We start from the raw sequence: 26,190 nt of genomic DNA on the forward strand, positions 1-26,190 counted from the left end.
CCTGCAGGCGCTGGGCGATGCGCTCGGCGTGTTGGTTCCACAGTTCGAATTCGGCCAGGCTCAAACTCAGGACGTGGCGCGGGGAAGTCTTGAAGAACCAGGCGACTTCGAAGACGCGTTCGGTGAGTTGCTCACTCGATCCGGCGGTGCTGTGTCTTCCCCGAAAAAACCCAGCACCGCCTGCGTGGCGCGGCCAAAATCACCCAGCGACAGTGCTTTGACGCTGGACAGTGGAATGGCGGCCAGTCGCGCCACGTAATGGGCGACCACATTCATCCGCACTTCGACGGCAGGCTCTTCCATGCCATTGCCGGGGAGCAGTCGCATCGGTTGCCCGAGGTCGATCACATCGGCCGTGGTGGGATGGCGCAGGATCAGGCAATCGATTTCTTCGCCGTGTGCGATCACCGCGTAGCTCAGGGGAAGCGTGAGAGATTCTTGCGTCGAAATTGGATGACTCATTGGTTGTTACTCCATTGTCCCTGGCTTCCCGAGAATTCGATCTCGATCGTGCCCTCAATCGGTTTGGCTTTTGGCTCGCCACGCACGAAGGCGTTGGAGAGCGTGTAGACGACACCGTTAGCCAGTTCAGCGGTCACGGTGAGGGTGGTGTTGGTGCGCAGGGTGTTCACCGGGAAATCCGGGGTGAACAGCGCCAGCACCTTGATGTAGGGCTCCAGTGCCGTTTCCTTGAAGCCAGCCGGCCCGGACAGGCCCATGACGGCCTCGCGCTTAAATTCGGTGAGTGGGATTTCGATGTCGCCGGAGATTTCGAACTGTGCGCCGTCGATCTTGATGAAGCAGATGCCTGCAATGCGTTGTGCCATGGCTGAATCCTGTCAGTTCACGATCTGGTTGGTCGGGTACTGCAGGCGGAACTGGTTCAGCACCGCGAACACCCGCAATTGATTGACGTAGTCCGGCGGGAACAGCACATTGATGCGGTTGGTATCGCGGGGATCACGCTCGACGATCAGGTGCTGTTTGAAGGTGTCCAGGTTCTCGACGATGCCCAGGTATTCCATCTGGCCGTAGATGGCGCATAGCTCGCCCTTGATCACCGCCGGGGTCACGATGGCCTGGCCTGCGGCGAAGCGGGTGCCGTCATCGGCCAACTTGTGCCTGGGGTACTTGGAGGTGATCACGCTCTTGAGCGCACGTAGCACATAGACCGAGGTGTGCAGGGTTTCCGAATCCAGATAGCTGCTATCGGGGGCGCCGAAGCTGTTTTTCTGGTAGGTGGTGATGGCGCGCTCTATCCGAAGCTGGCCACCAGAAACGAAGCTGGTGGCGATCCCGAAGTTGAGTAGCGCCTGCCTGTCCTCGAACAAAAAGCGGTTGCCCGCACGCGGTGCAAGCAGTCCCAGCAACGGTGTGGTCTGCGTTGGGCGCGCAGGATCGGCTGCGATGTCCACGGCATTGGCGCCACCGTAAGCGGCTGCGTATTCCCAGCAGGGATTGGGGCAATCGGCATCGATGGCAGCGAGGGTGTGGTGCTGGTCGTTGCGGGTTATGCCGAAGGCGACCAGATTGCTGAGCGTGCCGCGCAGGGCGCTATAGGCATGGCCATAGATCTGCTTGGCGTAGGACCAACGGCCGGTGATGTCGTCCAGTTCCAGTTGCAAGTCAGTCAGTGCTAGTGCATTGGCATAGGGGTGGATGATGAAGTCGTAGGTGTCATCGCCCATGCCGGGGATGGCGGTGGTGACCATCGACGGATCGGTTAATCCACCGGACAGTGTCGGGCCGGAATAGGCCAGGCTCACCCCCGCCGGTACGCTTTCCCCGGCACTCCAGCCCAGGAAGGAGTCGAGGATGGTGATGTCATTAGCGCTTTGCCCGCTCCACTTGCTGCCGAGCATGACCACGGCCGAGCTTTCGACAATGGATGGCATCGGGTGTATGGCATCGGAGTTCTCGCCGATCCAGGCGGTCAACGGCAGGTCTGCGGTGGCATTGATCCTGCTGACCATGTTGGTGGCAATGTCGGTGGTGCTATCTCCCATCTGGACGCCGACACTGACGCGCTGACCGGCGATGTACAGGGCGATGGCCCCTGGTGCAGTGGCCTGGCCGTTGATGACGATGGTACCCATGGCCGGGGTGGACGCCGGGTCGTCCCGCACCCCAATGCACCACAGGTTGCACGAACCGGCATCCTGCAAGCGATAGAAGGCCACCATGCGCGCCAGCATCGAACCCTGGCCGAACAGGACCATGGCCGACTTCGGATCGGTGACCAAGACGGCTGTGTTCGGTGTCGCCGTTCCCGAGTACAACATCTGACCGATCAGCAACGTATTCAGTGCTTGCCCGCCCAGATTGGCCTGACTGTTGTCCATCTCCGCATAGAACAGCGGCACGCGCTGGTTGGAGGGGATGTGTTCGAAAGAAATGCCGCTCATGTCGTCCTCTGAGAAGCGCTGGCCGCATCAGCGGTGGCCGGTGGTGGTGGAGTGTTAGTCGATACCGCAGTGGGTGAGGGAGCGACTGAAGTAGGCGCAGCAGCGGTCGTTGCAGCGGCGCTCTTTGCCGCATCGCCTGCTGGCGCGAGCGTTGGCGGTGTTTCGCTCAGCGTGATGTCGCCCTCGTGCAGTCGGCGTTGCCAGTATTGGGTCACCGGGCCGATGTTTTGGCCTGTCGCCGGCAGTAGGGTGCGTGTGCCTGGGATGGGCACTGAGCGGCCCGGTTTGGGAATGGCGTACATATTTGGCTCCAATGCAAAGTGCCCGCGACGACCTGCAGCCGTGGCGGGCGGTGATGAACAACGTTGCAGACCTTTGCGATCAGCTCACGGAACGGAAAGGTTGAATTCCACGCGCCCATCCGGACCGCGCTCACGCGGTGCGCGCACGGTGGACTGTGCGAGATCGCTGTTGGGGTTGGTCGGATAGGTGGCGGTGGGATCGAAGATGGGCGTGCCGACGTCGACTTCGAGGTTGACGGCGGAGCCGGGTAACCATTGGCCTTGAGCATCCTCGGTGCCGAAGGTGGGCAAGGTGCTCAATGCACCAGCTTCCCAACCATCGCTGGCACCAATCCACATGTGCGCGCCGAATTCGAACTGATACCAAAGTCGGGCGCGATCCATCGCCAGCAAGCTACCGCCCTCATAGAAGATGCCGTTGTAATCGGTGGCTGGATTGACGGTGTTGACGGGGCCGGGTATCCAGCCAAGCAGGGCACGCCAAATTTCGGCTCGGATGGCATGCACACCGTCGCAGGCATGTTGTCCCTTTTCGTCGGTCCGGTTATCCAGTGCCACGATCACGCCGAAGCTGTCGGTCATGTCCTGTCCGACGGCGTTGAGGGCCGTCGGAGGTTCGGGCCTGTCGTCCAGCGGAATCACAAAGGCGCACGGGACCGGCAGTGCGCTGGCTTCTTGCACCGGCTTGAATTGGGCAGCGCCGGCCACCCGGCCACTAAACGATGGGCACAGCGCGCGCAATTGCGCGACGATGCGTTCGAGCTGCATGGCGTCTGCGTGTCTCAGCGAGGACGCAGCGCCTGGCGCAGCGCATCACGCACTTGTTCGCGGATCTGGTTGCCGCGATTGGCCAGGGCGGTGGTCATGAAGTTGCCGCGCGCGCGGATGTTGCGTGTCGTGCTGCCATAGAACAGCACGGCCGGGTAATAAAAGTTGCCGGGGATGGCACGCACGCCCACCTTGATCCAGCCGCCCTTGGAGCCCTTGCCGATGACGCCAATCGCGCGACGCATGGCGCCTGTCACTTGGCCGGGAAATTCGCCAGGTTCGGAGACCACCCGTGCTGACACCAGGGTGCGCGCCTCCTTGCGCACGACGGCTGCGCCCTTGACCAAGGCACGGCGCATGGCCTTGCGGTCGTAATCGATTGTGCGATGGAATTTCAAACCGACGTACAGCTGTATGCCGGCGATCTGTCCCTGTGTACTGTCGTGTTCCATGGTCGTTCTCAGGCAATGGGAGCGCCAAGCACCATCGCATCGATGGCGCCCAGGTCCTTGGTGGTGATGCGGATGAAAAGGTCCGCATCCTGGAAATTTTGTGCATCGAGGATGCGATAGCGATGCCGGTGGTACTCGATCACCCGGTCTTGCGAAAAGTAATCCGCTGTCGTTTCGGCGCCGTAGCGCACCCAAAAATAGTGGGTGGGCTCTTCGGCGGTGGTGACTCCCATGCGTGATGCGATTCCGCGAATGGGCTCGACTTTGGCCCAACGGCTAATCGCCGCATCGAAGAGCGCGTCGATGTTGAAGTTGATGCTCGGCGCGTCTGTCCAGCGGTAGATCACGATGCGCCGATTGAGTTCTCCGGTATCGGGGAGTAGGAGGGCTTCACTCATAGCAAGACAATTCGGTAAGGGTCCAACAGCGCATCCACGTAGGGCAGCTTGCTCATATTTCCGCGCGTAAATGCCACCTCGCCACGCTGGTTGTAGAGGCTGTCCACACGCAACTTGATCCAGTGTTTGATGCCCTCTGGCACCTGGGTGGAGTCCGCGTAGCCGGCGAGGAACTGGACATTGACCGCGCCGATCTGCGGCAGGGTCGGTTGCCAGGTCTGGCCGAAGATCGGTGTGATGCGTGTCAGATCATCGGTGGAGGTCACCACGTAGTCCGTGGGCGGCAGCGTGACGAGATTACGATTCATGTCTTGGTAGACGATCGACGTCACGGCTTGCACTGGCCCCTTCGCAATGAGGATGGCGTGTTCGGGGATGGAGTAAGTCGTACCTGCCGGCACGCCAATCAGGCTCGGACCTGGGAAAGCGTCCAGCACCAGATTCCAGGTGGCCGAGAGCAACTGACGGTTGGTCAGTGTCTCGGCCATCTGCCTGGCACTGCTGATGAGTGCCAGGATGAGCGCGTCGTCCTCAGCGACGTCCACGCGCAGGTGCAGTTTGACTTGCGCCAGTGAGACCGGCTCGGCGATGCCCGTGAAGGCATCCACCGCCGGTGGTGTCACCAGATGGAATGGCATCAGCCTGGGGTGTCAGTGCTTGCCGAGGCGGTATCCGGTGGCGTGGTCGCAGGCAGATCGGTCGGTGCAGTTGCAGGGACCTGCGGTGCGGTCGTTGGTGCATCCGTCGCTTGCGCGTTGACCGTTGCAGACACTGCCACATCGGCGGTGACACACGCGGTGTCGGTTGCAGCCGTGGGCGTCGTGTTGGCGATTGCCGTCGGGTTCGCAACCGCGGTGGAGTCAGCACAAGGGGTTGTCGCCGAGGTGGGCGCAATGGTGATTGGGTCATTGGCTGCGGTCGTGCCGACGGTACCGACAATGCCGGTGGCAGTGGTGCCACTGTCAGCGGCTTGGCCCGGCGTTGCTGCGCTGGTCTGTGCGGAGGTGTCGGTGTCGCTGGTGGGTTGCTGCACCGATCCCTGCGCGAGGCTTTGGTCGGTCTGTGGGGTGTCGGTGCGTGTGGCGGTGACATCGATCACCACGATCTGAGCGTGTCCGGCTTCGACGTGGGCGAGGGTTTCGTCATTGGCAGGATAGGTCTGGCCCTTGGCGTACTTGACGCATTGCACGCCTGCACCGTTGACGTGGAAGAAGTCGGCGAAATAGCGGATGAGATCCATGGAAAAACTCCTTTGATGAGGGTGGAGCGGTTGGGGAAACGGTGTGGATGAGGGCTGATCCAAGATCAGCCGGTGATCTGCAATACGGATGCAGCGTTGAGAGCGCTGGCAGGTTCGAAACGTGGATTGATGCCCAGCAGCAGACCAGCGATGGTGCCGACGGAGGAGAGCGTGATTTGCAATTGCACGAAGGCGTAGCCGTTGTTGGTGTCGAGTTCATCGACCGAGCAATCGATCAGCGCCTGCAGGTTGGCCGCATTGCCGATGGTGATCGGCGTCAGCGCTTTGGCTTGGCCATTGGCGGCAGTGATGAGTTTGGCGTTGGTGCCTGTGGCGTCGAGTGCTTGCAATAGCTGTGCGTTCAGCACGCCGCCTACGTTGGCACCGATCACGATCAATGCCAGCAGGCGATGGACGTTGCTGACAGCGATCCAGTCGGTTTGCGCAGTATTGGCGTTGACGGGGCTCGTGCTGCCCACAATGGCCAATTGCTCCGACCCCTTGGTATTGGGAAAACCCATGGAATGTCCTTGTGTGTGTGATGTGGGTTCAGCGCGCGCCGAGCTGGACAAAAGGCGAGAGCGTGGCTACGCCCTTGGCGGGTGCGACGGCCTGTGCGATCTTGCTTTGCCCATCCATGCGGAAGGTCGTGCGGAAGGCCACCGCATCGGCATCGAAGTACAGATGCATGCTGGTGGCGCTCTGCAGGCCGCCGGCCTTGGTGATCGTCTGGTAGTACCGCAGGTCTACCAGCAGCACGTCACCTTGACTGGAGAGTGGGGCAGGGTGCTGGGAGAAGATCACCGGCATTCCCAGCAAGGTATTGCGCTGCACCTGTGTGAGCGAGCCGCCGAGGTTGATCTGGTAGCCAATGGGCATGAATGCCGGCATGCCGTTCCAGGTGATGCCGTAGAGCTTGGCTTGGACCGACTTGTTGATGATCCATACGCCCCTGTTCTCAGAGCCAGGCATGAAGCGCGACTGCATGTTGAGCAGGTTCTCCAGCGACAACGTCTGGCTGGCCTGATTCTGATCCTTGGGCACGGTGATCACCGCGCCGGACTGGAAGGCGCCCAGCGGAACGCCATCGCCTTGTCCGTTGAGGATGGCCTCGTTGGTCTTCCAGCGGATGCGTTCGGCGATTTGCTGTGGCAGATAGGAGGTCAGTGCGTTGGTGTCCTCCAGCAACTCGGAGGTGATCGGCACCAGTGTCATGAGCTTTTTGAGTCGCAGGGTGGTCAGGCCCAGTTGCGGCTTGGTCGCCTGGGCCACCGACGCTTCACCTTGCCAATAGGCCCGCACGCCGTTCGATCCCCACGGCGTGGTCTCATCCCGAGGAAAGGCGATGCTGTTGCCGGAGATCTCGACGTTGTCGGTCATGGGCAGCAGACCGTCCTCGCCTAGCGAGAGGGTGAAGATGTCCTGGGAAAACTGCGGCGGTATGGCAAAGCCGCCGTCCACGCCGGCCGATTCATTGGCTGCCAGTCCGGGAGCGACGGCGCCGATTCCGGACCCCACCAGCAGCCGCTCGTCGACCATGCCGCCTGAGCGACGTGCGCTCTCGGCTTGTCGCACGGATTTGAGGAATTCACCGACGCTGGCAAAGCCGCGACGTGGGTCGAGTTCTCGGTTGTCGCTGACGCTGATGATGCTCGCGCCGGCCGGCATGCTGACGGCAGCAGGAGACGGCGACGCGGCGGCGCTTGATGCCAACGCCACCGCGACGCTGGCCGAGCGTGCTTCATCGGCTACCAGGCTCATCTCCCGGTCGATGGCGGCAGACGCTGTTTCGATCTGCGCGCGTAGTGCGTCGAAGTGGCTGACCTCTTCGACCGTCAGATCGCGGTTCTCGGCGGCGGCGCCTTCGGTCAAGGCGCGGGCTTCCTTGACGAGCTTGGCCTTCTTGGCCTGAAGTTCTCGTAGGTGTTTGCTCATTGCGGGTTCTCCAAATGAAAAAACCCGTGCGGGTGAGCGCGGGTATAAAAAAAGCCGCCGAGGCTTCCCTCAGGCGGCTGTGCGTTGGTTCTGCCCGGTCATGTCGGACAGTGGGGAATTCACATCAAGGCCAGCGTGTTCCTGGCTTGGGTGAGGCGGGACGTGGCGCGGCTCTGCGCGCGGCCACGCTTTTGCATCATCGCGATCACGTCATCGAAGGTCGCGATGCCATCGACCATCTTTTGGCCCAGGGCCGCGTCTGCGCCCAGCACGCGGCCCTGGCCCATGCCATCGCGCACGCTTGCAATCGGCTGGCCACGCCCTTTGGCGACGGCTTTGGTGAACGCGCCGTAGTAGTCATCTACGCGCGATTGCATAAAGCCAAGCGCTTGCTCGTCCAGCGGTCCGTATGGATTGCCTTCGACCTTGTATTTGCCAGCCGAGATCAAGGTGGGGGTGACGCCGTCAGCGGCCAGCGCTTGCGAATAGTCGAAGTGCGCTTGCCACACCCCGATGGAGCCGACTTCGCCGCCGGGGGTGACGTACAACTCCCCAGCGGCGCAGCCGATCCAGTAGGCCGCGCTGGCGGCCAGGCTGTTGGCCACGGCCACGACCGGCTTGGTCGAGCGCGCCGACTGGATCTGGTCCGCCAGTTCGGCAACACCGTAGACGCTGCCGCCGGGGCTGTCGATGTCGATCAGGATCTGGCTGACCGTGTCATCGGCGAGCGCCTGGCGCAAGGCGGCACCAAGCAACTGCGTGCTGGTGGTGCCAGGGCCAGACACATCCTCGACCATGTTGCCGCGCTGTGTCACCACGCCATACAGCGGGAGTATCGCGATGCCATCGCCTGACGCCGATTGCGCACTTTGACGTTTGATCTGACGTGCCTGGCGGTCTGCCATCACGCGCTCGAGGAGGTCTTCACCGGCCGGCGCATGCTTGCTCCAACGGTCAAACACGGCAGTCAGCGCATGCAGATGCTCGGGCATCAAGGCCCAGGGGGTGGTCAGGAACTCGGCCAGCAGTAGTTCCCCGCGCATGTCACGTTTCATCGTCATCGTCTTGTTCGTTGATCTTGCTGGGTTCGGCGTTGTCGTCATCCGGCGGCGCTTGTGTCGGTGTGGGCTGCTGATTGGGGCCGGTGGCGCCCATGTTGAGCGCCACCAAGGGTTCGTCCAATCCAGGCAGCGGTGCGTAGTTCTCGGCCATGCGGACCTCATTGCGGGTAAGCGCTCCCATGCTGACCATCGCCGAGTAGTAAGTCGCTCGGCTGTTGGCGTCACCGCGCATCAAGGCCGCGAAATCGAATTCGCAGTCCATGTCTTCTTCATCGAGCATTAGGTCGGCGCGGATGCTGGCTTCCCAGCGCTCGGCCCAGGGGCGCATGGTGTAGCGGACGAACTCGATTGACTGCTGTTCGATGTTGTTATTGGTCGCACGATCGAGGTCCGCAATCATGTGTGGCGGAACACGGAACAAGCGCGCAATGTCGGTGACCTGAAATTTGCGTAGCTCGAGGAACTGCGCTTCCTTGTTGGTCACGCCGACCTCGTGGTACTTCATGCCTGCTTCCAGGACCAGCACCTTGCCCCGGTTCATCGCGCCTTGCGCGTGCTGGTAAGACTCTCGGAAGTTGTCGCGGGCAGGTTTGTCCTTGAAGGTGCCGGGGTATTCGATCCAGCCGCCCGTGGGCTTGGCATCGTTGGCAAAAAAGCGCGAGCCGTACTCCTGGGCGGTGAGCGCCAGGCCAACACTCTCGCGCGCCATCTCGATAGGCGACAGGCCGATCATGCCGTCGGAGGACAGCCCCCGCAGATGCCAGACAGCGCCGCGCGGCAGAATGGTCTGATTGCCGAAGCGGTCGATGATGCGGTAGCTGTATTCATCGGCTTGGGTGTTGGAGAGCACCAGGCTGACCCGATCCGGGTGGATTGGGATCAGATCGGTGATCTGGCCGGCTGCATCGCTGAGGATGCGACAGAACGCATTGCCGCGCAGCGCCAGGTGGCCCATGAGCATTTCGCGCCACTCGAATGGGTTCTGATACCGATTCGGGCGGACGTGGAATAGCCGGTACAACCAGTGATCGGTCACCTCCACCTTGCCACGGCTGTGTGGGCTGTACAGGATGAAAGGCAAGGAGGCCATGCTTTCGGCCAGGATGCGCACGCAGGCATAGACGGCTGACAGACGCAGCGCCGACTCGCTCGAAATCCGTGCGCCACTGGTGGTGCGCAGAGTGACCGGCTCGAACCAGAACGATCCCCATGCGCTGCGGTCGTTCGCATCAGCGCGCGCGCGGCCGAAATGGCCGAGGAAATCGGCAAGGCGTCCCATCACAACACCATCAATTGGTAGCTGCTGTCGATGACGATGCCGTCGCCAGGTTTGATCGCGCGCGAGAACGCCATGATCAGGGCGACGATGCCGTCGATCTTGTTCTCTGGTCGCTCCTTACGTGGATAGATGTTGTCCTTCGCGTCCAAGTGCGCGACGACATTGCTGGCCATCCACGCCAGCACCGGGTCGCCGTCATGGACGAGTTTTTTCTGCAGCACCAGCGCCTCCAGGGTTTTCATCGGTTCTGAGAAATTGAGTACCGTTGGGCGCACTTCGATCATCGGCAGACCTTCGGCCAGCATCCGCGTGGACAACTGCGTGGCCTGGAACGGATCGAAGGCCACGGCCTGGATTTCAAAACGCGAGGCCATCTGGATCAGGTCCGCCTCGATCCAACTAAAATCGATCACATTGCCCACGGTGACCGTCAGCCGCCCGCTACGCATCCAGCCGGGATATTGGCTGTTGCCGGCGGCCTGGACCGTGTCCTCGGGCAGGTAATACTTGCCGAAGACCGCGTAGGCATCGGCGATGTCCGGGTGTTGGAACACCACCATGAGCGCGGCGATGTCTGTCTTGCTGGCCAGATCCAGGCCGATCCAACAGGGTTGCCCATCGAAGTCATCCAGGTCCAGGGTGGAGTCAGCACATGCATCCCAGGCGCGCATGTCCATCCACGCGGTGTGGGCGTTGACCCATTCGTTGAGGTGCTTGGTCTTGAAGTTGTTGATGGCGCTGGGTAGTTGCATGGCCTTGGCCTGCAGCGGTCCCAACACCTCCGGACGCACCGAGATGCCCCAGTTCGGATTGGCCTTGATCAGCGCCTGCTCGGTGTCCCAGCTATCGCCCTCATCCAGACCGTAGATGATCCCGAACTGGGTATCGTCCTGGATCACACCATCGAGCAGCTTGGTAACGAAGGTCCTCACCTCATAGCAGATGCCAGCGCGGTTGCTGCCGGCGGTGGTGATCACCCACAGCAGCGAGTTGTCACGTTTACCCATGCCGGTTTCGACGACGTCGTAGACCGTGCGCGTCTTGTGGGCATGCAGTTCGTCGATGCAGCCGAAGTGGATGTTGAGCCCATCCAGCGTCGAGCCCTCGGCTGACAACGCTTCGAACTTGGAGCCGCTGCCCAGCACATGCATGTTGTGTGCGCCAACGTTCACCGCGAAGCGACTGCGGAACCCGGCGCTGCGTCGCGCCATGGTCTGTGCGTCGCCGAACACGATGCGCGCTTGGTCCCGCGTGGTGGCCAGGCTGTACACCTCGGCACCGCCCTCGCCATCGGCCGTGAGCATGTACAGGCTCACCGCCGAGGACAGGGTGGATTTGGCATTGCCGCGTGGCACCTCGATGTAGGAGCGACGAAACCGTCGCTTGCCATCGGGCCGCACCCAACCAAATGCGGTAGAGAGGATGAACACCTGCCACGGTTCCAACTGGATCGATGCGCCGGCCAGTGGACCTTTGACGTGCGGTAGCCGCTCGATGAAGGCGCACAGGTTGTCGGCCGGCAAAAAGGTGCGACCCTGCTTGTCCTTGAGCTTCGGATTGAAGCGGTAGGGACTGGCTTTGCCGGTGTAGCGCGCCAGGTCGTCCAGTTGGCGTTGGCAGGCGCGTTGCACCCAGCGGCAGGCGAGGATGTCGCCGGCGACCACGGCTTCGGCATAGCGATAGGCGAGCGTGGCGTAATGTGAGGTTGCTATCGCGCTACCTAGCCGGCGATGTCTGCCCAAGGGTCCAGGGCGTCTTCAGCGGTTTCCATGGGCAAGCTGACACGCGAGCGCGATGCCGGCGTAAAGCCCATCTCGGTTGCCGCCTTGGTCATGATCTGCGCCTGCTTGTTGGCGATGGACAGATACGGTGACTGCATCGGCACGCCGGTGTTGGGTGCCTTCAATAGCAATCCGCTCTTGTTGATGCCGGTCTGTGCCTTGCGATACAGATCAGCGGCACAGGCCCACACTTCCAGCACCGACATGTCCAGGCGCTTGAGCAGATGCGGTGGCGCGCATTCCAGCGCGTAGCGCCAGGCTGACTTTGCGCCCTCGCTCATGTAGTCGGGTGGCTCTGTCAGATCACCTTGTGGCTTGGGTTCGCCCAGGTTGGTGCGGCACTTTTGCAGCGTGCCTTTGATCTGCTTGACGGTGGTGGGAAGACGCTTGCGTCCGGCCATATTGATTCCTTGCAGGGGGGACCCCCCCCTGTTTCATTTTGCACGCGAGAAAAATTGATGGAGCGAGCGGTCTTTTGCGATTGCATCGCAAGGATTTGACCCCCCTACCCAGCATCGGGTCCGATTGATGCCCCGAACATTGCATGAGCTGCCTATGCGGCAGTGAACAAGACCGAACTGGCCGTTGGAGACCAGGTGAATTTCTGAGCTGCCTATACGGCAGTGAACGATGATCAAGGACGGGCGCGAAGGGCGTAAGTTTTCTGAGCTGCCTACACGGCAGTGAACCGCGGACGGTGTTCGTTGTCCCGCCGCAAGAATTTCTGAGCTGCCTACACGGCAGTGAACTCGCCAGCGTGTTCACGTTGGCCCATACGCGATTTCTGAGCTGCCTACACGGCAGTGGATCGAGCATGCCATGACTGTTGTCATTGTGCATCTGTCCAGATTGTTTTTCATCAAACACCTTCGCGTCCCTGGCGCGATTCCTGCGCCGTCTTGAGTACGTGACAGCGATGACAGATCGCCTGGCAGTTGTTTGGATGATCGGTGCCGCCCTGCGACTTTGGGACGATGTGGTCCACCGCCACGGCTGGCGTCAAGCGTCCTGACTGTTTGCATGGCTGGCACAGTCCTTGATCGCGCTGCATGACGACGGCGCGCAGTTTCTGCCACTTTGCGCCGTAGCCACGTTGATGTGCATTGCGTCGGTCTTGGTACCACCCCGACTTGTCACGTTGATGGTCGGCGCAGTAGCCAGAACCATCCGAAACCAGCTTGCCGCAACCAGGGTGGCGGCATGGCGTGGGGGCTTTGCAGGGCATCGGAGCCTGTTCAAGAAGGAAACAAAAAAATAAGCAAAAAATGTGCAAAAACCACTTGGCTTTTTAGGTGATTGGAGCGTTCATGCGATCACCAACCAACACGCCGAGGACAATTCAAATGACCACCCAGCTCACACCCACCCAGCACGCCATCCTGACCCACGCCCATCAGCATACCGAGGGCAAGATCACTTGGGTTCCCGACAATCTCAACGGTGGTGCGCGCAAAAAAGTGCTCGAATCACTGTTCAATCGCGCATTTATCAAGCCAAACCGCAATGCTTGGATCATCAGCGCCCAGGGCTACAAAGCGTTGGGCGTGTCGCGCAAGGCGCCAGTCAGTGCCAAGGCGCCAGAGGCCGTCCAAGCCAAACCGCGCACTCGCGAAAACAGCAAACAGGCTCAGGTGATTGCAATGCTCAAGCGCCATGAAGGCGCCACCATCGCGCAGATTTGCGAGGCAACCGGCTGGCAGCCACATACGGTGCGCGGCACTTTTGCCGGAGCATTCAAGAAAAGGCTGGGTTTGAGCATTATCTCGGATAAAGCCAATGGTGGTGAGCGTGTCTACCGCGTCGAATGAAAAAAAATAGGGTGAAATATGCGTGGAGTTAAGAATTCGTAGAGCATTGGATAATGCTCAAGAAGAAAACAAAAAATAATCAGAAAATATGCAAAAACTACTTGGATTTCTAGGTGATTAGAGCGTACATACAGTCACCAACCAACACGTAGGAAGATTCAAATGACCAGCCGAATCACACCAATCCAACTCGCCATTCTGGCCAACGCCGATGATTACAACGAGGGCAAGATCACTTGGGTTCCCGGCAACGTCAAAGGCGCTGACCGCCAGAGGGTGATCGACGGCCTCCGCAATCGGAATCTGATCAAGCGCATCGGCGATGACTGGTTCATCGCCGACGAGGGCTACAAGGCGCTGGAATTTCCGCTCAAGGCGATGGCCAGGGTCAAGCCGATAGAGGCCGTTACCGAACAAGCCAAGCCGCGCACTCGCGAAAAAAGCGCTAACGATTGACCGAGGAAAAGAAGCCAGGCATTGCCTGGCTTCTTGCTCGGGTATTGCATGACAGCGGTGACGGTGCGCAGCACCGTCACCGGTTGCTGCAAGGCGAGGGCAGGCGGGGGGATTTACGCCATCCCTGGCTGCTCGGCCTCCAGCGTTGAACCAAATTTCACACCATCGCTGGCGCGTATTGCTGCTTGCCCGGTGTAGTCCTGCCAGCGGCGCACGATCACGTCGACATACTTCGGATCAAGTTCGATCAAGCGCGCGCGCCGGCCGGACTTTTCGCAGGCAATGAGCGTGGAGCCGGAGCCGCCGAACGGATCGAGCACGATGTCCTTGGTCTTGCTGCTGTTGCGCACGGCGCGCTCGACCAATTCGACCGGCTTCATGGTCGGATGCAGGTCGTTCTTATGCGGCTTCTTGATCTGCCAGACATCGCCCTGGTCGCGAGCGCCACACCAAAAGTGATCGATGCCCTCGCGCCAGCCGTACAGGATGGGCTCGTACTGGCGCTGGTAGTCCGCACGGCCCATCGTGAAGGTGTTCTTGGCCCAGATGATGAAGGTCGACCAGTGACCACCGGCTGCACGGAAGGCCGATTGCAGCGTATCGAGTTCGCTGGAACTCATGGCGATGTACACCGCGCCCTTGGTGCATCCCAGGATGTTCATGCATGCTTCGGTCAGGAAGCCGCCAAAGCCTTCGCCCAAGTTATCGTTCAGGATCGGGCGGTCCTTGCTGCGCATCCTGTCCTTGGCGGTGTTGGCGTAATTCACGTTGTAGGGCGGATCGGTGAAGGCCATGTCGGGCAATTCGTCGCCGAGCAGCAGGGTGTAGTCGTCGGCCTTGGTGGCGTCGCCGCACAGCAGCCTGTGCTCGCCCAACAGCCACACGTCGCCTGTTTTGGAGATGGGCGTTGCGGGTACCTCCGGCACATTGTCGTCGTCGGTGAGCCCGTCCTTGGTGGCGTCGTCACCGGCGATCAGCGCTTCCCATTCTTCCGGGGAGAAGCCGGTCAGGCCGAGATCGAAGCCGGCGTCTTGCAATTCGGACAATTCGATGCCGAGCAGGCTGTCATCCCAGGCGGCGTTCTCGCCGATCTTGTTGTCGGCCAGGATCAGCGCGCGGCGTTGCGTGTCGCTCAAGTGATCCAACGGGACGACCGGCACCTCGGCCATGCCAAGCTGACGAGCCGCCAGCAAACGACCGTGTCCGGCGATCACATTGTTCTGGCCGTCGATCAGGATCGGCGCACCCCAGCCGAACTCGCGAATGCTGGCGGCGATCTGCGCGACCTGAGCCTGTGAATGCTGTTTGGCATTGCGGGCATAGGGGATCAGCGAATCGACCGGGCGGTAGTGGATCTGCAGTGCGCTCATCGGGGCCTGGAAATGAAAAAACCCGCCATGAGTCGTCCTCATCGGCGGGTTGATGGTGTTGGCCAGTTGTGTCGCCATGCTGTGTGCAGTGGCTGACAGGTCTGTCCAGAAGGTAGCGGAAATACTACCCCCGGACGGCCTGTTGTGTTGCACGCCGCGATGACGTCAAAACAGACAGGTATGGCAAAGCGTGGACAATCAGCGCAAGCATTACCCTGGGTTGCCCACGCTTTTGGAGGGCAACCGCAGTCCGTCGCGGTTGAGGTGTTCGGCCACGATCTCCAGTGCCTTGTGCCAACGTCGCCATGCGGTGGTGCGATCACAGGCGAAGCGGGTCGTGATGTCCCGCCAGCCATAGCGCTTGGCGCGCATCCACACCAGGTGACGTTGTTCCACTTCGAGCCACAGCACCCATCGCATCGTCTCCAGCATGCGCTCGACATCCTGCGGACTCGGTGGAAAGGGGCGATAGGGTCGATCCTCTGTGGCGAATGCCTCCCACTGCTGCCGCAGGATGTGTGGCCAGGCGTTGAAGTAGCCGGGTGTGCGAACGCAAGGCAGTCGACGCCCCGTCGAGGCTGCCTCTTCGAAGCGATGCGCAATCTCCTGGATCGTCCACGGAGCATGCCGTTTAACCATGGCGCTTGCTCCCATACAGGCGTTCGCCGATGCGTCGCACGATTTCGCGCTCGATGAAATCCAGTCGCTCATCCTGCGCGTTGATGACCAGGATGGCTTGGTCGCGCCATCCTTGCCGTTTGATCGTCTCCACATCCACGCGCTCCGGCTGGAAGCGTCCAAGCGGGCTGCGGTAGGTCGGGGTCGGGATTTTCATTTCACACTCCCTGTGTCTCGATGGCCCAGTGCAGCAGGGCCAGTGCATCGGCTTGGTTGTCATCGATGGGGGTATGACCACGTCGCCGAGCGGCGGCGATCATGTCGTCTTTGCTCGCGTTGCCCTTGCCGGTGGCGTGCTTCTTGATCGTGCCGACCGGTACGCCCTGGTAGGGAATCTGGTGGTGCTCGCACCATGCGGTCAGATGCCCCATGAAGCCGCCATAGGCATGGGCGGCATCGACGCCGGCATGTCGGCGCACCTCCTCGAAGTACACCGTGTGGATGTGACTGCCGGTGGAGAGCACTTCGTTGAGCCAGCGTCTGAAGCGCAGGAAGCGCATGCCGCCGCCTTCGAATCGCTGCGGGGTGAAATGTTCGGTGCCGCTGTTGATGGTGCCGTCCAGGTGCTGCAGCGCCCACCCGGTGTGAGTACCCAGGTCCAGGGTCAGGATCGTCGTGTTCATCGTCAAGTGCTCCAAGTCGGGAGGGGGCGAGTGACGGATGCGACGGGTTTTCTGTATAACTTCTCTTATGTGCGCGCGCACGTGTAGCGCATTAATCAGAAAACCCGTCACATCCGTCACTCGCCCTGTTGTTTCAGTCATCGCGATAGGGGGTGTGATGGTTGTGCGGCTTGGGTCTGAGGGTGATGCCGGCCATGCCGCGCGCGCCTCCGGTCAACCGGCACTTGTCGAACTTGCGCGTCGCCATCAACTCGGAGAAGCGTTTGACCGAGCCAACGTATTCGCCTGCACGCTCTGCCCATTCGCGCCAGTCCGCGAAGAGTTCGGAGACGCCCTTGCGGTAGGTTTTGGCCAGCAGGCAGCGCTCCTCGATCCATTGACCGAGTGCGTCCTCGGCCTCGAAATACTCCTCGGTCGCCGAAGCTACGCAGGCGGCTGGCTTCAAACCCTGGTGTTGCCAGAGACCGCAGCCTTCCACGGCCCAGGCCAGAATCCCATCGCGCTCTTTGAGCAGCTTCTCCGTGAGGCGACCATCGCGCCGTTCGGGTGGGATGGTGACGGTGAACGGGATCAGGTGCAGTCGCCGCTTCATCGCCTCGTCCACGTTGCGAATCGAGGGCTTGTGATTGCCTGCGATCACCAACTTGAATTGCGGCACGTACTCGAAGAAGTCCTGGCGCATGAAGCGCGCCGAGACCTTGTCGCCACCGGTGATGGCTTTGACCTTCGATTCGTTCCAGCGCCGTCCCTGCTCGGTTTCGATGCTGCAGACGAAACGTGCACCACGCAGGCCGGCAAGATCGGTCGGATGCCGGTCCGTGCGTGCCTCCATGAACGTCTCCATCGGCGCGTTGGCCGCGTAGTCGCCCAGGATTGTCGTCAGCACATTGACGAACACCGACTTGCCGTTTGCGCCCGTGCCGTACAGGAAGAACAGCGCGTGTTCGCTGGTGACGCCTGTCAGGCAGTATCCGACCATCATTTGCAGGTAGGCGATCAACTCGGTGTCCCCTCCTGTGATGTCGGCGAGGAACGCGCACCAGATCGGACAGCTTGCGTCCACCCTGCTCTGAGGTGTGGCCGTGGTGACCTTGGTCATCCTGTCATCGCGACGGTGCGCCCGCATCGTGCCCGTGCGCAGATCGACCACTCCGCCGGGTGTGTTGAGCGCCCAGACGTTGGCGTCCCACTCTTCGGCGGTCGAGGCATGTTGGGGGTCCGAGCGCGCGATCTTCTCGACCGAGGAAATCGTGGCCGAACTGGCGAGCTTGCTCGTGAGCCTGGGGGTGTCGGCCTTGAGCGAGGCCATCCGGCAGATGCCGCGCGCAAGATGCCAGACGTACAGCACCTGATCGGGATTCCAGCGCGCGCCCGTCCACACCAGCCATTTGCCCCACAGCGCGCAGTAGCGCCAGTCCTGGCCATAGCGGCGGGTGAAGGCCGAAGCCAACCCGTCCTCGGTTGTCCAGTCCAGACCGTTCAACAGGTCCGGTGAGGAGGATTCTTCGACAGGTGGCGTCACCGGTATCCGTTCGCCAGCGGCGAGGAAACCGCCGACGTCGAATCCCTTGGAGATGGCATCGGCCGCGTCCCAGCCTTCCGGCTTGTCATCAGGTGGGACCAGAATGACAACGCTGGTTGCGCCCGCGCCGAGAATCGCCTGCGAGGCGCGGTTGGCATAGTCCCACCCTGGGGGATCGCGGTCAGGCCAGATCAGCACCGACTTTCCCGCCAATGGCGACCAGTCGGTTTTGTTGATCGGGGCGTTGGCACCATTCATCGCGGTGGTCGCCACAACGCCGATGCCGATCAAGGCTTGCGCGCATTTTTCCCCTTCGACCAGCACGACCTGGCTGGCCGTCACCAACCCCGGCTGGTTGTACAGGGGGCGAGGGTCGGGTGGGCTCATCTTGCCGCGCTTGGCATCCCACGGCCTGTACTGCTTCTTGCGCCCGTGCGGATCGTAGCGGTAGACGATGGCGATCAACTTGCCGTCGGCATCGAGGTAGTTCCACTTGGCGGTGGCGGGGCCGAGATCGGCCACGGACGCTTGCCTGCCGGCCTTGCGCACCGGGGCCGAACGGACGCGGCCGAGCAGATCGGCGGCCTCATCCAGCACCTTCGGGAAGTCGGTATGAATGTCGGCGCCAAGGTGGGCGGCGATCAGATCAAAGAGATCCCCGCCCTGGCCAGTGGCACGATCGATCCACAGGCCCGCCTTTTCTCCTGCCAGGACCACTTCGAGACTGTCGCCCGCATTGCCCAGCGTGTCGCCGATGAAGAACGTCGTGCCGCGCTTCTTGCCTGCGGGAAACACGGTGGCCAACACGGACTCCAGGCGTGCGATCAGGCTGGTGCGTATCTCGACGCGTTCGATGTTGCTGCGATGTTTGTTGGAGTCGATCATTCGGCTCCCTCGGTCGCGTCACCAACGTTCGGCGTGTCCCTGCGCTGGACGAGCGTGCTGCGTGCCGCCCATGCGGACAGTTCTGAGAGGCGGTAGCGCACCAGACCCCCCAGCAGATAGTGCGGAATCCGATATTTGTTGCGCATCGCCTGGTCAGAGAACCAGTAGTAGGGCAGGCGCAATGCCGCCGCCGCGTATTTGGCATCGACCATGGGTTCGATGCGCTCGACGGGATGGGGGTGGGTCATGTTCAGTTATCCCATGCAACGTCGGCGATGCGGTCCGCCCCACACGCGGCGCGTTTGCGTAACTCGGTATGGAGTTCTTCCAACGCGTTGCGATGGCGGCTCAGTGCCACAGACTTGGTGTGGATGGTCTGGATGGCGAAGGCCAGTTCGTCGACCGTGGCGTCTTGGAGCGCGACAACGACGTGTTGCCCGTCGGCCCGGTGATAGTGGATTTCCTCAGGCAGATGTTCGCCGTAGACGTAAAACAGCTTCTGGCGCAGTGATGTGATCAGGCTCATGCGTGTCGCTCCGAATGGATGGGATGGGAAAGGGACGGTGTGTCAGGGTCCAGGGGGTGTGCGGTACCGAACGCACATCGCGGCGATGTCGGTGTCTGATCGCGCATCGCCGTCGTGCTCACGGATATGCCCGAGCGAAGGTCGAGTAGCGCGAGACGCGTTGCTCGAAGGCTTCGACATCGCAGATCAGATAGGTGACGCGCGCTCCGAGCTTGCAGAAGACCGGGCCGAGGTGTTCCTGGCGCCAGCGGCGCAGGGTCTTGACGGAGAGTCCCCAGCGCGCGGCCAGTTCGCTCTCGTCAAGGGCGATGCGGGTGGTGCTACCGGGATCTTTGTTTTCACAAAGTTGACCGATTTGTGTGTCGGGAAGTCGGGTTGTCATGTCGATACGCCTCTTGGGTGAAATGGGCGCAGCGAAGTTTCCACACGAATTTATGGTTCGTGTATGGTCGGATTTATGGTCGGATTTATGGTTTTTGCGCCGCAGCCGGTATCTGCCGCGCTTGATCAGCCAGGGCACGCCTTCACGCCCGGCCTTGCCAGCGAAGGCATCACCGAGGGACTGGTGGCTGGTTCATGTATGGTTCGATTTATGTGCGGGTTTATGGTTTGCGCCGCAGCCGGTATTTGCCGCGCTTGACCAGCCAGAGCACGTCCTCGCGCTCGGCCTTGCCAGCGAAGGCATCATCGAAGGACTGGTAGCCTGTGTTGGCGATGCGGTTGACCTGCGCCCACGACATCTCGGGAGCGGCCTGACCGTCGGTCCCCCACATGTGTTTGATGATCTTGGCGCGTTCCCGCGACAATTCACGCCAGGTCACGAAGTGGGGAAGCTTCAGGCGTTGGCCCTGTAAGAACTGCTCCGGTTCCGTTACCCCAGTGGACGTGACATGACCACGCAAGACCCGGTCGAAGGCGTTCGCATCGAAGACGTCCCTGCCGTCGTCCACGCGAACGAATTCGTGAAGAGATCGCATGGCGTGGTCACGTGGTAGCACGACGGTCAGCGAGGGCGGCGGCGCCAATAATAGGACGCCACTGCGTGGCCAGATGGCATCGGCCAGCGCCGTTGCCATCTCGATTTTCGGGGCGCGCTGGAAAGCCCGGGCCACGAACACCGGCACGAAATCGTGGGTGCCCATGATCCGTGCATCGCCAAGATGCCAGAGGTGATCGGGCACGCTGACACGGCGAGTGGAGCGCCGAGGTTCCTCGATGCCGATCAACCAGGCCATATCCTCGAGCCATACGTCCAACCGCAGGGTGTACAGGGCGATCTCCGTCAAGGGTCTGGTGATCGTCCTGCCGCGCTGCTGTGGACTGCGATACCGGTAGAGCGCCGCATCCGGGTCGGCTTGGACCTAGACCTCGTGTTGCGAGTCGAGGAACGGCACCATCACATGGGTGAGGTATCCGCTCTCGGTGATCCAGCGCCGATGCAAAAAATCGGCGCTGGATCGACCGAGTGTCTTGGCCATCACGGGTGCGTCAAGTCGTTGCAGCCGATCCAGGGCGTTGAAAAACTCCAAGTAAACTGACATCGCCTGCGCCCCTTCAGCCCTCGCGAAGCACGCCGATGCGAGCAAGCTGCTGCAGGACGCGCTTGCGATCATCCTCGGTCTTGCTCTTGTCGTTCAGACCGTTCGGTGCGGTGATCTGGACGGCGAGGTGATGCGCCTTGCGGTGCGGCTGTTTGGCCATCCGGAACACGAGTTTGACTTGTGTCACGGTGTACCTGCTCAGGTCGTCAATGCCGTAGTCGTCGTTGGCGACCTCATAAATGTTGCGGGTGTCGCGCCGATCCCGGCCGATGAGCAGGGTGCTGGACAGGTGCTGCACGATGTCGCGTTCGTTGGCCTCGTCGGACGTCATTTGCTCGAACAGGTGCTCGACCTTGAGTTGGAGGATCGTGATTTTTTCCACGCCGGCCACACGCTCATGTTCCAAGCGCGCGAGCATCTCGGGTGTGGAAAAGCCAACGATGTCGAATTTGCGCAGGGGGATGTCGGCAATGCCGTCATTGCAGGCGAGTGCAACATCGCGGAAGACAGTGGCCAACTCGCGGCGAATTTCACGATCCTCGCAATGCACGCTGAGCGCGCCGGTCTGTGGCTCCCATGAAAAACAGGCCGACATCGCAACGGGCACTTCATGGTCTTCCACCTCGCCATCCTTGACCTGCTGGTAATGAGTGGTCGCGCCATTGAACGTGGCGGTGAGGGTGTGCAGGAGGACGGAGTCGGCGTCATCTGCATCCTGCCCGCTGCTCGGATCGGTGTGCGCAAGATCACGCTGGGTGAATTGCTCGATGAGGATCTGGTCGGCCGGCACCTGCGGAAACAGCGCGGTGATGCGACTGCGCAAGGCGTCCTGGACATCGGGGCCGACTTGCGGCACGGCGCCCCTGGGGCCAAGGTAGTGGCTGGAGTAGTTGTCGCTCTTCCATTGCCGGTGCATCGCTTGCAGGCGCTCGGCATGGTCAAAGCGTGGATCAGGCTTGGCGCCGCTGGCAAGGAAGTCCTGCAACAGATACAGATACAGCGCGCGACTGTGGCGGTCGCTGGGCATGACAAGGAACTCGGCGTCGCTGTGTTCGTCGAGCAGCGATTGGACGGCTTGAGCGCCGTACTCATCGTCCAGCAGCATGATGCGCTCGGCGGCGTGTTCGATGCGACGCCGGACCGTAGCGTCGAGCGTTGCGACCCGATGGAACATCGTCTTGCGCGATTCAACCGAGAGCGGTCCCCTGGCCGCATCGGTCAGCGTCGCCGTCTCGGGTAACGGGGAATCACTGGCGCGCTCGATCAGCAGCAAGACCTGGTGCGGATGCTTGACCTTGCGCAGCAAGGTGACGAAGTGCTGCATGTCCGGCAGGATGAGCGGACCTGCATCATCCGATTGGCATGTGCGTTTCTGCTTGCCAGGCTGGTGATCAGAAGCGGGAATGGGGTGCTGTCCATCAAGAGGATCGACTGACATGGGCAAATTCCATTTCTCAAAATTACACGATTGCGCGAACTGTTAATTTGAAAATGCAAATAATGCCGACGCGAAGTCGGCAGCGAGGCAGGCGTGACGTTAGTGCATCCTGGCCTCCTGAGAGACAATGCCGTCTCGCTCCACCCGCACGGAGTGGTCGCGCTCATCGGCCAGGGTGATCAGCGCCAGCGCTTGGCCGGGCATATCGGCAGCAGGCGACACTCACGGATCCTTTTTGGGGTGCTTGCGGTACATCCGCACCAGACTTCCCACATCGTTGCGAATGTCGGGTGGAAGACGACTGGCCTCCACGAAGGCGTCGTCGGCGTTCAAGCCCAAGATGTCCGCTGCCTTCTGGATTAGTTCGTCCTTGGGCGGCTTTTCCATGTCGCGTTCTATGCGCGACCAGTAAGCGGGAGAGATCGCAAGTTGCCGCGCGAGGTCATTCATCTGAATACCTTTTTCCTTGCGCTTCTTGCGAATGAAGGCGCCAAATGTCATGGCCATAACCTAATTCCGTTTTTGGTTAACGTGCCGATCATCCTATCGCTCACCTGAGCCGTTGCTAAATTATCTGCAGGTGCGCCATCGAGGGGGCCGACATCGAACCGCGGGCCATTACCCTGTGTTGCCATCCACTTCGGAGATTTCGACGCACCATCCTCGACGGTTGCTATTCCCCGGAGCCGTCATGAAGCACCTCGAACTTGCACCTGCTGCGACGCTGAGCGCCAGCGCGCGTGCCCAGGAGATCACCACCATCCTTGCTGCGGCCATCGTCCGTACTTTGTGTCCGGAAGTGCGACCTAGTGCCGAGAGTGGACTTGGCTTTCTGCCCGACCAGAGCGTCTATACAACTCCCTATCCGCAGGAGTTTCCATGAACGACCAACACGCCTCTGTCGCTGCTCAGATCGCCGCGCTGTCCAGTCTGCCTATCGCCGATCTTTGGTCAGTGTGGGATCGCTATTTCACCAGCCGTCCCGTTTACCCCAACCGTGGCTTCATTGAATCGCGCATCGCCTACAAGATCCAGGAACACGCCTTTGGCGGTTTATCGCACACCACGCGCCAGCGCCTGGAGGCCATTGGCGCCAAGCACTCCAAGATCAAGTTGCGGGCACGGCCGGAGGAGATCGCCTTTGCACCTGGCACAGTGTTGCTGCGCGAATGGGGAGAGCGGGAACACAAAGTCCTGGTCACGGCACAGGGACTGTTCGAGTACGGGGGCAGCACGTTCAAGAGCCTGACGGCCGTTGCCCGTCGCATCACCGGCACGCATTGGTCTGGCCCGCTGTTCTTTGGCCTGAAGCAGAAAGGCGGTGTCCGATGAGCGATTCCACGCAGATGGCCTCCAACAAGGCGCGTAAACGCTGTGCCGTCTACTGCCGGGTATCGTCGGACGAGCGTCTGGATCAGGAGTTCAACTCCATCGATGCGCAGAAAGAGGCTGGCCACGCCTATGTAATCAGCCAGCGCACCGAGGGGTGGATGCGGGTGGGCGACGACTACGACGATCCGGGCTTTTCCGGTGGCAACACAGATCGACCGGGTCTGAAGCGTCTGATGGCGGACATCGAGCGTGGTCAGATCGACATCGTGGTGGTCTACAAGATCGATCGTTTGACGCGCAGCCTGGCCGACTTTTCCAAGATGGTCGAGGTGTTCGAGCGCCACGGCGTGTCCTTCGTGTCGGTCACGCAGCAGTTCAATACGACCACCTCGATGGGACGGCTGATGCTCAACGTCCTGCTGTCCTTCGCCCAGTTCGAGCGCGAGGTCACCGGCGAGCGTATCCGCGACAAGATCGCGGCCTCCAAGCGCAAGGGACTCTGGATGGGCGGCGTGCCGCCCTTGGGCTACGACGTCGAGCACCGCAAGCTGGTGATCAACGAAACCGAGGCCACCGTGGTGCGCCGGATCTTTGCGCAGATGCTGACCATCGGCTCGCCCACCCAGATTGCTGCTAACTTGGCCGAGGAGGGCATCACCACCAAGGCGTGGAAGACGCAAGAGGGGCAGGAGCGCCTAGGCACACGCATCGACAAGAAATACCTGCACAAACTGCTGCGCAACCGCATCTACCTCGGCGAGTTGTCGCACAAGGGCAGTTGGTACACCGGTATGCATGAGGCCATCATCGATCCGGGGTTGTGGGGGCGGGTGCATGAGGTGCTGGCCCAGGACGGGCATCGCCGAGCGGCGGAGACCAAGACTCGCTCACGCAGCGATGCCTTGCTACGCGGCCTGCTGTATGCGCCCTCCGGGGAGCGGATGTATCCGACCTATTCGTCCAAGCAGGGGCGCAAGTACCACTACTACTTGTCCAAGTCCGAATTACGTTTCGGCGCCTCGGGCAAAAGTTGCGAGCGCCTGCCCGCGCCGGAGATTGAGGCGGCGGTGGTAGCCCAGATCCGCACGGTGCTGGCCAGCCCGGAGTCGGTGGTCGCCGTGGTGCGACACATTCAACGCACCGGCGCCAAGATCGACGAGGCCGCCACCGTGATGGCGATGAGGCAGCTCAACGACGTGTGGGATCAGCTGTTCCCGGTCGAACGCCACCGGATCGCCAATCTGATGATCGAGCGCATCGACCTCGTCCACGCCGGCGAGATGCGCGGGATCAAGGTGAGGTGGCGGGAGATTGGCTGGAACGCGTTGATCGAGGAGTTTGTACCAAACAGCATCGGTGCCGAATTGCTGGAGGTCGAGGCTTGATGGACGCGTCGATGGAAACCTTTGTACCGCTGACATTTGGCTCCCGTGGCGTGCAGCGCGCGCCGGCAGGCGAGGGCAGTGGCCACGACGCCACGCTGATAGAAGGGCTGGCGCGTGCCTTTTACTGGCAGCATCTGCTGGATATCGGGGCCATGCCGAGCGGAGCGGCTATCGCGCGCGCGGAGAACCTGGATCAGTCAGTAGTCAACGAGTCCAAGCGCATGACGCTGCTGGCCCCTGACATCGTGGAGCAGTGCATGGTGGGCAAGCAACCACGGCGGCTCACCCTGGCCTGGTTCCAGCGCAACCGCCTCATGGTCGACTGGGATGCACAGCGCCAGCTCATGGCCAGTCTCGAGGAGCCGCGATGAGTAAACAACATCGCGGGCGCGTCACGGGCGATCCGGTGACGTATCAGATCCCGCTGCCGGCAGGCGGGGTGCAGATGGAAACCTTCCTGCCCTGGACGTTGATACGCAGGGGATTCAAGCAGCAGGTCATCACCCCGTTGGATATGCCGCAGGAGTTCGGCGAGCAGGCCCGTCGTGAGCGACAGGTACGCAAGGTGCCGCAGGACACCGCGTTGATGCGCGCGCTCGGCTTGGCGCACCACTGGCAGCGTCTGCTGGACCAGGGGCGGTTCGATTCCATGACCGAGATCGCGCAGGCCGAAGGCATCGACCTCGGCCGGGCCAGCCGGATGAGCCGACTGGCGCAACTGGCCCCGGATGTGGTCGAGGCCATCGCCTCGGGGAGACTTGAGGTGAGTGTCAGTCAATTGCTACGCGGCAAACTGTCTGCATCTTGGCTGGCGCAGCGTGAGGCACTCGCGGTAGGCCAATGCTGTAGGAAAATTCCTACAACACGACAGTCAGATTCCTGATTTTCATGGCCTGCCAGCGACGAGAGACTATGCATGCCGGACGCGGAGCCATGAAGGTCGCTCAACCCGCGTGGCGCCTGAGCAGCGCCAAGCCGGCACCGCGCTATCGCGATCACGCCCTG

At 61.4% G+C, this 26,190-nt stretch carries 33 protein-coding genes; 7 read left to right on the forward strand and 26 right to left on the reverse strand.

Annotated features, from left to right (window positions below; translation table 11 throughout):
- Positions 1 to 66: 66 nt before the first annotated feature.
- From XALGPE39_RS14835 to XALGPE39_RS01905, 14 genes are all read right to left on the reverse strand, one after another.
- Positions 67 to 462: a phage tail assembly protein gene (locus XALGPE39_RS14835; protein ID WP_082061803.1), complete on the reverse strand. Its 396-nt coding sequence runs from the start codon at positions 460 to 462 to the stop codon at positions 67 to 69.
- Positions 459 to 827, reverse strand: a complete 369-nt coding sequence (locus tag XALGPE39_RS01845; RefSeq protein ID WP_045726747.1) for a phage tail tube protein — start codon at positions 825 to 827, stop codon at positions 459 to 461. Before XALGPE39_RS01845 ends, XALGPE39_RS14835 begins: the two co-directional genes overlap by 4 nt.
- A gap of 12 nt (positions 828 to 839) precedes the next feature.
- On the reverse strand, positions 840 to 2,405 hold the full coding sequence (locus XALGPE39_RS01850) for a phage tail sheath C-terminal domain-containing protein (protein ID WP_045726748.1): 1,566 nt from the start codon (positions 2,403 to 2,405) through the stop codon (positions 840 to 842).
- Positions 2,406 to 2,791: 386 nt separating this feature from the next.
- Positions 2,792 to 3,475: a hypothetical protein gene (locus XALGPE39_RS14840; protein ID WP_052689973.1), complete on the reverse strand. Its 684-nt coding sequence runs from the start codon at positions 3,473 to 3,475 to the stop codon at positions 2,792 to 2,794.
- 14 nt (positions 3,476 to 3,489) lie between these two features.
- Complete coding sequence (locus XALGPE39_RS01860; RefSeq protein ID WP_045726749.1) at positions 3,490 to 3,927, reverse strand: hypothetical protein; 438 nt, start codon at positions 3,925 to 3,927, stop codon at positions 3,490 to 3,492.
- Between the two features lie 8 nt (positions 3,928 to 3,935).
- Positions 3,936 to 4,325: a head-tail adaptor protein gene (locus tag XALGPE39_RS01865; protein ID WP_045726750.1), complete on the reverse strand. Its 390-nt coding sequence runs from the start codon at positions 4,323 to 4,325 to the stop codon at positions 3,936 to 3,938.
- A complete protein-coding gene (locus XALGPE39_RS01870) occupies positions 4,322 to 4,963 on the reverse strand; it encodes a head-tail connector protein (RefSeq protein WP_045726751.1) in 642 nt (213 codons plus the stop codon). Before XALGPE39_RS01870 ends, XALGPE39_RS01865 begins: the two co-directional genes overlap by 4 nt.
- Complete coding sequence (locus XALGPE39_RS14845) at positions 4,963 to 5,565, reverse strand: hypothetical protein (RefSeq protein ID WP_052689975.1); 603 nt, start codon at positions 5,563 to 5,565, stop codon at positions 4,963 to 4,965. Before XALGPE39_RS14845 ends, XALGPE39_RS01870 begins: the two co-directional genes overlap by 1 nt.
- Before the next feature lie 65 nt (positions 5,566 to 5,630).
- Entirely contained in the window at positions 5,631 to 6,086 is a 456-nt protein-coding gene (locus XALGPE39_RS01880) for a hypothetical protein (RefSeq protein WP_045726752.1), read from the reverse strand.
- A gap of 28 nt (positions 6,087 to 6,114) precedes the next feature.
- On the reverse strand, positions 6,115 to 7,500 hold the full coding sequence (locus tag XALGPE39_RS01885; protein WP_045726753.1) for a phage major capsid protein: 1,386 nt from the start codon (positions 7,498 to 7,500) through the stop codon (positions 6,115 to 6,117).
- 119 nt (positions 7,501 to 7,619) lie between these two features.
- A complete protein-coding gene (locus XALGPE39_RS01890) occupies positions 7,620 to 8,561 on the reverse strand; it encodes a S49 family peptidase (RefSeq protein WP_200893850.1) in 942 nt (313 codons plus the stop codon).
- Positions 8,545 to 9,840 carry a phage portal protein gene (locus tag XALGPE39_RS01895; protein ID WP_052689977.1) on the reverse strand — a complete coding sequence of 432 codons (1,296 nt, stop codon included), beginning with the start codon at positions 9,838 to 9,840 and terminating at the stop codon, positions 8,545 to 8,547. Before XALGPE39_RS01895 ends, XALGPE39_RS01890 begins: the two co-directional genes overlap by 17 nt.
- Entirely contained in the window at positions 9,840 to 11,582 is a 1,743-nt protein-coding gene (locus XALGPE39_RS01900; RefSeq protein ID WP_200893851.1) for a terminase TerL endonuclease subunit, read from the reverse strand. Before XALGPE39_RS01900 ends, XALGPE39_RS01895 begins: the two co-directional genes overlap by 1 nt.
- Entirely contained in the window at positions 11,561 to 12,022 is a 462-nt protein-coding gene (locus XALGPE39_RS01905; RefSeq protein ID WP_045726755.1) for a phage terminase small subunit P27 family, read from the reverse strand. Before XALGPE39_RS01905 ends, XALGPE39_RS01900 begins: the two co-directional genes overlap by 22 nt.
- A gap of 942 nt (positions 12,023 to 12,964) precedes the next feature.
- Between XALGPE39_RS01905 and XALGPE39_RS01915 the strand changes: the two genes are divergently transcribed.
- A complete protein-coding gene (locus XALGPE39_RS01915; RefSeq protein WP_045726757.1) occupies positions 12,965 to 13,429 on the forward strand; it encodes a DUF3489 domain-containing protein in 465 nt (154 codons plus the stop codon).
- A gap of 162 nt (positions 13,430 to 13,591) precedes the next feature.
- A complete protein-coding gene (locus XALGPE39_RS01920; protein ID WP_052689980.1) occupies positions 13,592 to 13,885 on the forward strand; it encodes a hypothetical protein in 294 nt (97 codons plus the stop codon).
- A gap of 113 nt (positions 13,886 to 13,998) precedes the next feature.
- Here the strand turns inward: XALGPE39_RS01920 and XALGPE39_RS01925 are convergent, their stop codons facing one another.
- The 12 genes from XALGPE39_RS01925 to XALGPE39_RS01975 form a co-directional block, all read right to left on the reverse strand.
- Positions 13,999 to 15,255 (reverse strand): site-specific DNA-methyltransferase, encoded by a 1,257-nt coding sequence (locus XALGPE39_RS01925; protein WP_045728895.1) that lies wholly within the window; start codon positions 15,253 to 15,255, stop codon positions 13,999 to 14,001.
- A 210-nt stretch (positions 15,256 to 15,465) separates the two neighbouring features.
- Complete coding sequence (locus XALGPE39_RS01930; protein WP_045726758.1) at positions 15,466 to 15,894, reverse strand: DUF6362 family protein; 429 nt, start codon at positions 15,892 to 15,894, stop codon at positions 15,466 to 15,468.
- On the reverse strand, positions 15,887 to 16,090 hold the full coding sequence (locus tag XALGPE39_RS01935) for a hypothetical protein (protein ID WP_012916867.1): 204 nt from the start codon (positions 16,088 to 16,090) through the stop codon (positions 15,887 to 15,889). The genes XALGPE39_RS01930 and XALGPE39_RS01935 overlap by 8 nt, the downstream gene beginning before the upstream one ends.
- 1 nt (position 16,091) lies before the next feature.
- Positions 16,092 to 16,556: a hypothetical protein gene (locus tag XALGPE39_RS01940; protein WP_045726759.1), complete on the reverse strand. Its 465-nt coding sequence runs from the start codon at positions 16,554 to 16,556 to the stop codon at positions 16,092 to 16,094.
- 133 nt (positions 16,557 to 16,689) lie between these two features.
- The gene (locus tag XALGPE39_RS01945; RefSeq protein ID WP_045726760.1) at positions 16,690 to 18,963 is read right to left on the reverse strand and encodes a phage/plasmid primase, P4 family; all 2,274 of its coding nucleotides are present in this window, start codon (positions 18,961 to 18,963) and stop codon (positions 16,690 to 16,692) included.
- Positions 18,960 to 19,211, reverse strand: coding sequence for a hypothetical protein (locus tag XALGPE39_RS01950; RefSeq protein ID WP_045726761.1), 252 nt, complete (start codon positions 19,209 to 19,211; stop codon positions 18,960 to 18,962). The genes XALGPE39_RS01945 and XALGPE39_RS01950 overlap by 4 nt, the downstream gene beginning before the upstream one ends.
- A gap of 2 nt (positions 19,212 to 19,213) precedes the next feature.
- Positions 19,214 to 19,489 (reverse strand): hypothetical protein, encoded by a 276-nt coding sequence (locus tag XALGPE39_RS01955; protein ID WP_045726762.1) that lies wholly within the window; start codon positions 19,487 to 19,489, stop codon positions 19,214 to 19,216.
- A gap of 118 nt (positions 19,490 to 19,607) precedes the next feature.
- Complete coding sequence (locus XALGPE39_RS01960) at positions 19,608 to 19,871, reverse strand: helix-turn-helix domain-containing protein (RefSeq protein ID WP_082061805.1); 264 nt, start codon at positions 19,869 to 19,871, stop codon at positions 19,608 to 19,610.
- Between the two features lie 220 nt (positions 19,872 to 20,091).
- Positions 20,092 to 20,715: a hypothetical protein gene (locus tag XALGPE39_RS01965; RefSeq protein WP_200893853.1), complete on the reverse strand. Its 624-nt coding sequence runs from the start codon at positions 20,713 to 20,715 to the stop codon at positions 20,092 to 20,094.
- A 135-nt stretch (positions 20,716 to 20,850) separates the two neighbouring features.
- Positions 20,851 to 21,030: a hypothetical protein gene (locus XALGPE39_RS16155; protein ID WP_200893854.1), complete on the reverse strand. Its 180-nt coding sequence runs from the start codon at positions 21,028 to 21,030 to the stop codon at positions 20,851 to 20,853.
- A gap of 13 nt (positions 21,031 to 21,043) precedes the next feature.
- Entirely contained in the window at positions 21,044 to 22,354 is a 1,311-nt protein-coding gene (locus XALGPE39_RS01970; protein ID WP_235429730.1) for a hypothetical protein, read from the reverse strand.
- 336 nt (positions 22,355 to 22,690) lie between these two features.
- Positions 22,691 to 22,975 (reverse strand): helix-turn-helix transcriptional regulator, encoded by a 285-nt coding sequence (locus XALGPE39_RS01975; protein ID WP_235429731.1) that lies wholly within the window; start codon positions 22,973 to 22,975, stop codon positions 22,691 to 22,693.
- A gap of 184 nt (positions 22,976 to 23,159) precedes the next feature.
- Between XALGPE39_RS01975 and XALGPE39_RS01980 the strand changes: the two genes are divergently transcribed.
- Genes XALGPE39_RS01980 through XALGPE39_RS02000 form a run of 5 tightly spaced genes read left to right on the forward strand, consistent with a single transcriptional unit; the run spans position 23,160 to position 26,068 of the window.
- Positions 23,160 to 23,351 (forward strand): hypothetical protein, encoded by a 192-nt coding sequence (locus XALGPE39_RS01980; protein WP_045726764.1) that lies wholly within the window; start codon positions 23,160 to 23,162, stop codon positions 23,349 to 23,351.
- Entirely contained in the window at positions 23,348 to 23,800 is a 453-nt protein-coding gene (locus XALGPE39_RS01985) for a DUF2924 domain-containing protein (protein WP_045726765.1), read from the forward strand. The genes XALGPE39_RS01980 and XALGPE39_RS01985 overlap by 4 nt, the downstream gene beginning before the upstream one ends.
- On the forward strand, positions 23,797 to 25,185 hold the full coding sequence (locus XALGPE39_RS01990) for a recombinase family protein (protein ID WP_045726766.1): 1,389 nt from the start codon (positions 23,797 to 23,799) through the stop codon (positions 25,183 to 25,185). Before XALGPE39_RS01985 ends, XALGPE39_RS01990 begins: the two co-directional genes overlap by 4 nt.
- A complete protein-coding gene (locus XALGPE39_RS01995; protein WP_045726767.1) occupies positions 25,185 to 25,556 on the forward strand; it encodes a hypothetical protein in 372 nt (123 codons plus the stop codon). Before XALGPE39_RS01990 ends, XALGPE39_RS01995 begins: the two co-directional genes overlap by 1 nt.
- Positions 25,553 to 26,068, forward strand: coding sequence for a hypothetical protein (locus XALGPE39_RS02000; RefSeq protein ID WP_045726768.1), 516 nt, complete (start codon positions 25,553 to 25,555; stop codon positions 26,066 to 26,068). The genes XALGPE39_RS01995 and XALGPE39_RS02000 overlap by 4 nt, the downstream gene beginning before the upstream one ends.
- Positions 26,069 to 26,190: the final 122 nt, after the last annotated feature.

It is taken from the genome of Xanthomonas sp. GPE 39, from assembly GCF_000963005.1.
Classification (GTDB): domain Bacteria; phylum Pseudomonadota; class Gammaproteobacteria; order Xanthomonadales; family Xanthomonadaceae; genus Xanthomonas_A.

What these genes read in the sequence shown, in the direction of transcription:
- XALGPE39_RS14835 (WP_082061803.1), bottom strand. Translation starts at nt 462, where the DNA reads ATGAGTCATCCAATTTCGACGCAAGAATCTCTCACGCTTCCCCTGAGC.
- XALGPE39_RS01845 (WP_045726747.1), bottom strand. Translation starts at nt 827, where the DNA reads ATGGCACAACGCATTGCAGGCATCTGCTTCATCAAGATCGACGGCGCA.
- XALGPE39_RS01850 (WP_045726748.1), bottom strand. Translation starts at nt 2,405, where the DNA reads ATGAGCGGCATTTCTTTCGAACACATCCCCTCCAACCAGCGCGTGCCG.
- XALGPE39_RS14840 (WP_052689973.1), bottom strand. Translation starts at nt 3,475, where the DNA reads ATGCAGCTCGAACGCATCGTCGCGCAATTGCGCGCGCTGTGCCCATCG.
- XALGPE39_RS01860 (WP_045726749.1), bottom strand. Translation starts at nt 3,927, where the DNA reads ATGGAACACGACAGTACACAGGGACAGATCGCCGGCATACAGCTGTAC.
- XALGPE39_RS01865 (WP_045726750.1), bottom strand. Translation starts at nt 4,325, where the DNA reads ATGAGTGAAGCCCTCCTACTCCCCGATACCGGAGAACTCAATCGGCGC.
- XALGPE39_RS01870 (WP_045726751.1), bottom strand. Translation starts at nt 4,963, where the DNA reads ATGCCATTCCATCTGGTGACACCACCGGCGGTGGATGCCTTCACGGGC.
- XALGPE39_RS14845 (WP_052689975.1), bottom strand. Translation starts at nt 5,565, where the DNA reads ATGGATCTCATCCGCTATTTCGCCGACTTCTTCCACGTCAACGGTGCA.
- XALGPE39_RS01880 (WP_045726752.1), bottom strand. Translation starts at nt 6,086, where the DNA reads ATGGGTTTTCCCAATACCAAGGGGTCGGAGCAATTGGCCATTGTGGGC.
- XALGPE39_RS01885 (WP_045726753.1), bottom strand. Translation starts at nt 7,500, where the DNA reads ATGAGCAAACACCTACGAGAACTTCAGGCCAAGAAGGCCAAGCTCGTC.
- XALGPE39_RS01890 (WP_200893850.1), bottom strand. Translation starts at nt 8,561, where the DNA reads ATGACGATGAAACGTGACATGCGCGGGGAACTACTGCTGGCCGAGTTC.
- XALGPE39_RS01895 (WP_052689977.1), bottom strand. Translation starts at nt 9,840, where the DNA reads ATGGGACGCCTTGCCGATTTCCTCGGCCATTTCGGCCGCGCGCGCGCT.
- XALGPE39_RS01905 (WP_045726755.1), bottom strand. Translation starts at nt 12,022, where the DNA reads ATGGCCGGACGCAAGCGTCTTCCCACCACCGTCAAGCAGATCAAAGGC.
- XALGPE39_RS01915 (WP_045726757.1), top strand. Translation starts at nt 12,965, where the DNA reads ATGACCACCCAGCTCACACCCACCCAGCACGCCATCCTGACCCACGCC.
- XALGPE39_RS01920 (WP_052689980.1), top strand. Translation starts at nt 13,592, where the DNA reads ATGACCAGCCGAATCACACCAATCCAACTCGCCATTCTGGCCAACGCC.
- XALGPE39_RS01925 (WP_045728895.1), bottom strand. Translation starts at nt 15,255, where the DNA reads ATGAGCGCACTGCAGATCCACTACCGCCCGGTCGATTCGCTGATCCCC.
- XALGPE39_RS01930 (WP_045726758.1), bottom strand. Translation starts at nt 15,894, where the DNA reads ATGGTTAAACGGCATGCTCCGTGGACGATCCAGGAGATTGCGCATCGC.
- XALGPE39_RS01935 (WP_012916867.1), bottom strand. Translation starts at nt 16,090, where the DNA reads ATGAAAATCCCGACCCCGACCTACCGCAGCCCGCTTGGACGCTTCCAG.
- XALGPE39_RS01940 (WP_045726759.1), bottom strand. Translation starts at nt 16,556, where the DNA reads ATGAACACGACGATCCTGACCCTGGACCTGGGTACTCACACCGGGTGG.
- XALGPE39_RS01945 (WP_045726760.1), bottom strand. Translation starts at nt 18,963, where the DNA reads ATGATCGACTCCAACAAACATCGCAGCAACATCGAACGCGTCGAGATA.
- XALGPE39_RS01950 (WP_045726761.1), bottom strand. Translation starts at nt 19,211, where the DNA reads ATGACCCACCCCCATCCCGTCGAGCGCATCGAACCCATGGTCGATGCC.
- XALGPE39_RS01955 (WP_045726762.1), bottom strand. Translation starts at nt 19,489, where the DNA reads ATGAGCCTGATCACATCACTGCGCCAGAAGCTGTTTTACGTCTACGGC.
- XALGPE39_RS01960 (WP_082061805.1), bottom strand. Translation starts at nt 19,871, where the DNA reads ATGACAACCCGACTTCCCGACACACAAATCGGTCAACTTTGTGAAAAC.
- XALGPE39_RS16155 (WP_200893854.1), bottom strand. Translation starts at nt 21,030, where the DNA reads ATGTCAGTTTACTTGGAGTTTTTCAACGCCCTGGATCGGCTGCAACGA.
- XALGPE39_RS01970 (WP_235429730.1), bottom strand. Translation starts at nt 22,354, where the DNA reads ATGCAGCACTTCGTCACCTTGCTGCGCAAGGTCAAGCATCCGCACCAG.
- XALGPE39_RS01975 (WP_235429731.1), bottom strand. Translation starts at nt 22,975, where the DNA reads ATGGCCATGACATTTGGCGCCTTCATTCGCAAGAAGCGCAAGGAAAAA.
- XALGPE39_RS01980 (WP_045726764.1), top strand. Translation starts at nt 23,160, where the DNA reads ATGAAGCACCTCGAACTTGCACCTGCTGCGACGCTGAGCGCCAGCGCG.
- XALGPE39_RS01985 (WP_045726765.1), top strand. Translation starts at nt 23,348, where the DNA reads ATGAACGACCAACACGCCTCTGTCGCTGCTCAGATCGCCGCGCTGTCC.
- XALGPE39_RS01990 (WP_045726766.1), top strand. Translation starts at nt 23,797, where the DNA reads ATGAGCGATTCCACGCAGATGGCCTCCAACAAGGCGCGTAAACGCTGT.
- XALGPE39_RS01995 (WP_045726767.1), top strand. Translation starts at nt 25,185, where the DNA reads ATGGACGCGTCGATGGAAACCTTTGTACCGCTGACATTTGGCTCCCGT.
- XALGPE39_RS02000 (WP_045726768.1), top strand. Translation starts at nt 25,553, where the DNA reads ATGAGTAAACAACATCGCGGGCGCGTCACGGGCGATCCGGTGACGTAT.